Genomic DNA, 5,647 nt, shown 5'->3' with positions numbered 1-5,647 from the left:
GGCCCGCGCGGGTACTCCAAGCGGTAGGTGCTCTCGTCCGATTAAAGATCCGCTCAGTGTCAGAGGTGGCGGGTAGGCTCGTGAACAAGATGACCGAGGACCTCTCTCCCGCAGAGCGCTATGCCGCCGCCCGCGTCCGCGCCGCCGAGGAGGCCACTGCGCTGGCCCCCTTCCGAGCGTTGTACGACTTCGACCTCGATCCCTTCCAGATCGAGGCATGCCAGGCCCTGGAGGCGGGCAAGGGCGTGCTCGTCGCCGCGCCTACCGGCTCGGGCAAGACGATCGTCGGCGAGTTCGCCGTCCACCTCGCCCTCGAGCAGGGCCGCAAGTGCTTCTACACCACGCCCATCAAGGCGCTCTCCAACCAGAAGTACACCGACCTGGTCAAGCGCTACGGCGCCGAGAAGGTCGGGCTGCTGACCGGCGACAACAGCGTCAACTCCGGTGCTCCGGTGGTCGTCATGACCACCGAGGTGCTGCGCAACATGCTGTACGCGGGCTCCCAGTCGCTACTGGGCCTCGGCTACGTCGTCATGGACGAGGTGCACTACCTCTCCGACCGGTTCCGCGGCGCCGTCTGGGAGGAAGTGATCATCCACCTCCCCGAGTCGGTGACCCTTGTGTCACTTTCGGCGACCGTGTCGAACGCGGAGGAGTTCGGTGACTGGCTCGACACCGTCCGCGGCGACACCGAGGTCATCGTCTCCGAACACCGGCCCGTGCCCCTGTGGCAGCACGTCCTCGCGGGACGGCGGATGTACGACCTCTTCGAGGAGGAGACCGACCACGGCGGCCGCGGGGTCGCCCGCCGCGAGGTCAACCCCGACCTCGTACGGCTGGCCAGGATGGAGAACAGCCGCACCTACAACCCCCGCGACCGGCGCCGCGGGAAGATGGTGCGCGAGGCCGACCGGGAGCGCGAGCGGCGCCAGCGCAGCCGCATCTGGACCCCCGCCCGGCCCGAGGTCATCGACCGGCTCGACTCCGAGGGACTGCTCCCCGCCATCACGTTCATCTTCAGCCGGGCGGGCTGCGAGGCCGCCGTACAGCAGTGCCTGTACGCCGGTCTGCGGCTCAACGACGAGGACGCGCGCAGACAAGTGCGCGAGATCGTCGAGGACCGGACCGCCTCGATCCCCGGCGAGGACCTCCATGTCCTCGGCTACTACGAGTGGTTGGAGGGCCTGGAGCGGGGCATCGCCGCACACCACGCCGGCATGCTGCCGACCTTCAAGGAAGTCGTCGAGGAACTGTTCGTACGGGGCCTGGTGAAGGCCGTGTTCGCCACGGAGACTCTCGCCCTGGGCATCAACATGCCCGCCCGCTCCGTGGTGTTGGAGAAGCTCGTCAAGTGGAACGGCGAGCAGCACGCGGACATCACTCCCGGCGAGTACACCCAGTTGACCGGCCGTGCCGGGCGCCGCGGCATCGATGTCGAAGGCCACGCGGTGGTTTTGTGGCAGCGGGCGATGGACCCGGAGGCGCTGGCGGGGCTCGCCGGCACGCGGACGTACCCGCTGCGTTCCAGCTTCAAGCCGTCGTACAACATGGCCGTCAACCTCACCCAGCAGTTCGGCAGGCACCGCTCGCGGGAACTGCTGGAGACGTCGTTCGCGCAGTTCCAGGCGGACAAGTCCGTCGTCGGTATCTCCCGGCAGGTGCAGCGCAACGAGGAAGGCCTCGAGGGCTACCGCGAGGGCATGACCTGCCACCTGGGCGACTTCACCGAGTACGCACGGCTGCGCCGCGAGCTGAAGGACCGCGAGACCGAGCTGGCCAAGCAGGGCGCCGCGCAGCGCAGGGCCGCCGCCGCGACCTCACTGGAGAAGCTCAAGCCGGGCGACGTCATCCATGTCCCGACGGGCAAGTTCGCCGGGCTGGCACTGGTCCTCGACCCGGGGCTGCCGGCCGGCCGCACCAACGGCCACCGCGGCCTCGAGCACCACGACGGGCCGCGGCCGCTGGTCCTCACCTCCGAGCGGCAGGTCAAGCGGCTGGCGTCGATCGACTTCCCCGTGCCGGTCGAGGCGCTGGAGCGGATGCGCATCCCGAAGTCCTTCAACCCCCGTTCCCCGCAGTCGCGTCGGGACCTCGCCTCCGCGCTGCGCACCAAGGCCGGGCACATCGTGCCCGAGCGGCACGGCAAGCGGCGGTCCGCCGCCGCGGACGACCGTGAGATCTCCCGGCTGCGCGCCGAACTGCGCGCCCACCCCTGCCACGGCTGCGACGAACGCGAGGACCACGCCCGCTGGGCCGAGCGGTACTTCCGTCTCCAGCGCGACACCCGCCAGTTGGAGCGCCGTATCGAGGGCCGCACGAACACCATCGCGCGGACCTTCGACCGGATCGTGGCCCTCCTCACGGAGATGGACTACCTCCGCGGCGACGAGGTCACCGAGGACGGCAAGCGCCTGGCACGGCTCTACGGCGAGCTGGACCTGCTGGCCAGCGAATGCCTGCGCGAAGGCGTCTGGGAGGGACTGAACCCGGCTGAACTGGCCGCCTGCGTCTCCGCGTTGGTGTACGAGGCGCGACAGTCGGACGATGCGGTGGCGCCCAAGGTCCCGGCCGGCAGGGCGAAGGTCGCCCTCGCCGAGATGGTCCGCATCTGGGGCAGGCTGGACGCCTTGGAGGAGGAGTTCAGGATCAATCAGGCGGAGGGCGTCGGACAGCGGGAACCGGACCTCGGCTTTGCCTGGGCCGCCCACCAGTGGGCCTCCGACAAGGGGCTCGACGAGGTGCTCGGCGAGGTCGGGATGCCGGCCGGCGACTTCGTGCGCTGGTGCAAGCAGGTCATCGACGTGCTCGGCCAGATCGCGGCGGCCGCGCCCCGGGAGAACAGCACCGTGGCGAAGAACGCCCGCAAGGCGGTCGACGCGCTGCTGCGCGGCGTGGTGGCGTACAGCTCGGTGGGCTGACGTCAGGTCTTGAGTGTGACCGGTCCGGGGTGGGCCGACTGCTGCGGTCCTGACAGGGCAGTCCACCCGGCCGTCCACGTGCCGGGTCGGGCGGCCGCGCACGTGAACGGCCGGACCGCTGGACGGCCGCGGCCTCGGTCGTCAGCTCCAAGGGGCGCAGTCCGGGCCGTCAGCTCCAGAAGGCGTCCATCTCGTCGAGGTCCTCCGTGCATGCGTCGATGTCGGTGACCTTGCCGCCCACGACGGTGAAGAAGAGTCCTTCGCGGATCTCGATCCCCCGGTCACCGCGGTCGGCCCGGACGGTGTGGAAGGACATGACATGTCCGCGCCCGTCTGCGAGCACCGCCTCGAGCTGGATCTGCATGGTTCCGTCGGTCTCCTCGCCCATACGCCGGAACAGGTCGAGGATCGCCTCGCGGCCCTTGTGGTGCCCGGAGAGCGGGTTGTGGCCCGGGACGTGGTACACGGCGTCGGCCGTCATCAGGTTGCCGAGTGTTTCCATGTCGCCGGAGACGAAGGCTGTGTAACCCTGGCGGACGAGGGCGCAGTCCGGGTGCTCGGACATGGTGATCCACACCTTCCGTCACTGAATTTCCCTTTTCGTCCATCATCCGCCGGGTCCTACGGGCTGTCCACGGACGGGCTCCCGGCCAGGGCGACGGCGAGGCCGCCCAGGCCGCCCGGTCGCCGTGGGTGAGGGCCGCGATACGGCGGGCAGCGTCCATGGTCGCCCGGCGGCCCGCGCTCCGATGTCCTTGGGTCCGCCCGCCGCCCAGCGCTGGAAGCGTCGGAAGAGGTCCGCCGTGCTCCAGGAGCGATTCGCCTACCAGCACGGCCATCTGCGTGTCGTCCGTGGCCCCGCCGGGATCCCAGCCGCCGCCTCCGCGTATCTCGCCGACGCCGTCGGGGAAGTGCGCCCGGTACACGCCCGGTTCGCCGAACTCGAAGGGCGCCCCCAAAGGCGTTGCCGACAGCGGAGCCCACGACGGCACCTATGGCGCGGCTCGTGCGGGCCACAAGGTGTTCGTCCGTCGTCCCGTCAGGCTGTGCGGCGGACAAGCCAGTTGGCACGAGCAGGAAGTCCGCAGCCGGTCGGTGAAAGATTCTGCCGGACACCAATCCATGGAATCCCCGGCCGCGAATAGGAGCTGAGGACGGCGCGAGGCCGGCCCGGTGGGGAGTGGGGACGACGGTGCGGCGCAGGCGCAGGGCCATGACGGGCAACGGGGTGGCCGGACGGTCCACTTCTTCCCGTCCGGGCCGGTCTGCGGAGGCACGGCTACGGACCCCGTCCGCGCGGACCGCACGTTCGCCCCGTCACCGCCATCTTCCGCAGGAGGGTCTCCAGTGAGCGTGCCCGTCATTTCCGCGACCCCGCGAATGTCGTCCGTCGACCCGCGCCGCCGACCGGACGTCGCCCGCCTACCCAAGTCCTCCTGGCTGCGCGCGGCGGCAGCGGAAAGGCGCATGAGGCACACGATCGGCCGGCTGCCGCTGCGGATACGGCTCACGGGAACCGCGCAACCGGTTGGCCGCGGCGGACCGTTGATGGAGGTACGCGATCCGCACTCCTTCTTCCGCCGCACCGGCGCGAACGGGCTCGCCGGCTTCAAGGAGTCCTACACGGCGGGAGAGTGGGACGCGGGCGACCTCGTCGGTGTGCTGACCGTGCTCGCCGAGAACGCCGACGCGCTGTTCCCCGAGCCGCTGGAGCGGACGCGCGGCGCCCGGCGGACCGGGGAGCCCGGCCCGCGCCACCGCACCCCCAAGGCCGCGCGGGCCGACGCCGCCCACGAACTGCTCGCCCTCTTCCTCGACGAGACGCTGACCTACTCCTGCGCGCTCTTCCGGGGATTCCCCGCGGAGCACCAACTGCTCTCCGCCGCCCAGCATCGCAAGATCGACCGCCTCCTCGACCTGGCACACGTCGGCCCCGGCACGCAGCTGCTGGAGATGGGCAGCGGCCGGGGCGAGCTCGCGATACGGGCCGCCGCCCGCGGCGCGCGCGTCCTGGCGGTGACGCACTCCGCCGAACAGCAGGCACTCGCCACGCGGCGCGTACGGGAGGCGGGGGCAGGTGACCGGGTGACCGTCCTGCTGCGGGACTACCGCCGGGTGCTCGGCCGGTACGACGCCATCGTGGGTGTCGAGACGGTCGAGGCCGTGGGCGCCGGGTTCTGGCCGGAGTACCTCATGACGCTGGACCGGCTGCTCGCGCCCGGCGGGCGGGTCGCTCTCCAGGCCGTCACGATGCCGCAGGAGCGGGTGCCCGGTTCCCGTGCGGCAGAGAACTGGGCGGAGAAGTACATCTGTCCCGCGGGGCCGCTGCCTTCGGCCCGGGCGCTGGAGGAATTCACCGGCCGGTTCACCGGGATGAGCGTCACCGCGCGGGACGCGTTCGGCGCGCACTACGCGGAGACGCTGAGGCTGTGGCGCGAGCGGTTCACCGCCCGGGCCGCCGAGGCCGGTGCCCTCGGCTTCGACGGGCAATTCCGACGGTTGTGGCACTTCTGCCTGGCGCACGCGGAGGCAGGCTTCCGGTCCGGACTACTCGACGTACAGCAGCTCCAGCTCACCAAGCCGGCGCAGGGGACGGCGGGGTAGGCGGGGTCACGGGGGCGGCCGGGGGCGCCGAGCCGGGTGGGCCTGGGCGGGCCGGGTCGGCTGGCCGGAGAACGCTTGCCCAACCGCCGCCGGCCGCCCATGGCCCACCCCTCCCGGGCCGGTCC

General features: G+C 71.3%; 3 protein-coding genes and 1 pseudogene. 2 read left to right on the top strand and 2 right to left on the bottom strand.

Annotated elements, in window-relative coordinates:
* The first annotated feature begins 89 nt into the window (after positions 1-89).
* Positions 90-2,918: a DEAD/DEAH box helicase gene (locus tag ACWGH4_RS30075; RefSeq protein WP_453466466.1), complete on the top strand. Its 2,829-nt coding sequence runs from the start codon at positions 90-92 to the stop codon at positions 2,916-2,918.
* A 169-nt stretch (positions 2,919-3,087) separates the two neighbouring features.
* Here the strand turns inward: ACWGH4_RS30075 and ACWGH4_RS30070 are convergent, their stop codons facing one another.
* On the bottom strand, positions 3,088-3,483 hold the full coding sequence (locus tag ACWGH4_RS30070) for a nuclear transport factor 2 family protein (RefSeq protein WP_441265394.1): 396 nt from the start codon (positions 3,481-3,483) through the stop codon (positions 3,088-3,090).
* A gap of 106 nt (positions 3,484-3,589) precedes the next feature.
* Positions 3,590-3,935 (bottom strand): annotated as a pseudogene (locus tag ACWGH4_RS30065) (ADP-ribosylglycohydrolase family protein); the annotation flags it as partial.
* Between the two features lie 363 nt (positions 3,936-4,298).
* On the opposite strand from ACWGH4_RS30065, the gene ACWGH4_RS30060 reads away from it, so the two are divergent.
* Positions 4,299-5,522: a class I SAM-dependent methyltransferase gene (locus ACWGH4_RS30060; RefSeq protein ID WP_453466464.1), complete on the top strand. Its 1,224-nt coding sequence runs from the start codon at positions 4,299-4,301 to the stop codon at positions 5,520-5,522.
* Positions 5,523-5,647 lie beyond the last annotated feature (125 nt).

The sequence above is a fragment of the Streptomyces sp. NPDC054847 genome (assembly GCF_053610925.1).
Note: the sequence above shows the minus strand (reverse complement) of the source record. Positions and strands in the feature narration are given on the sequence as shown.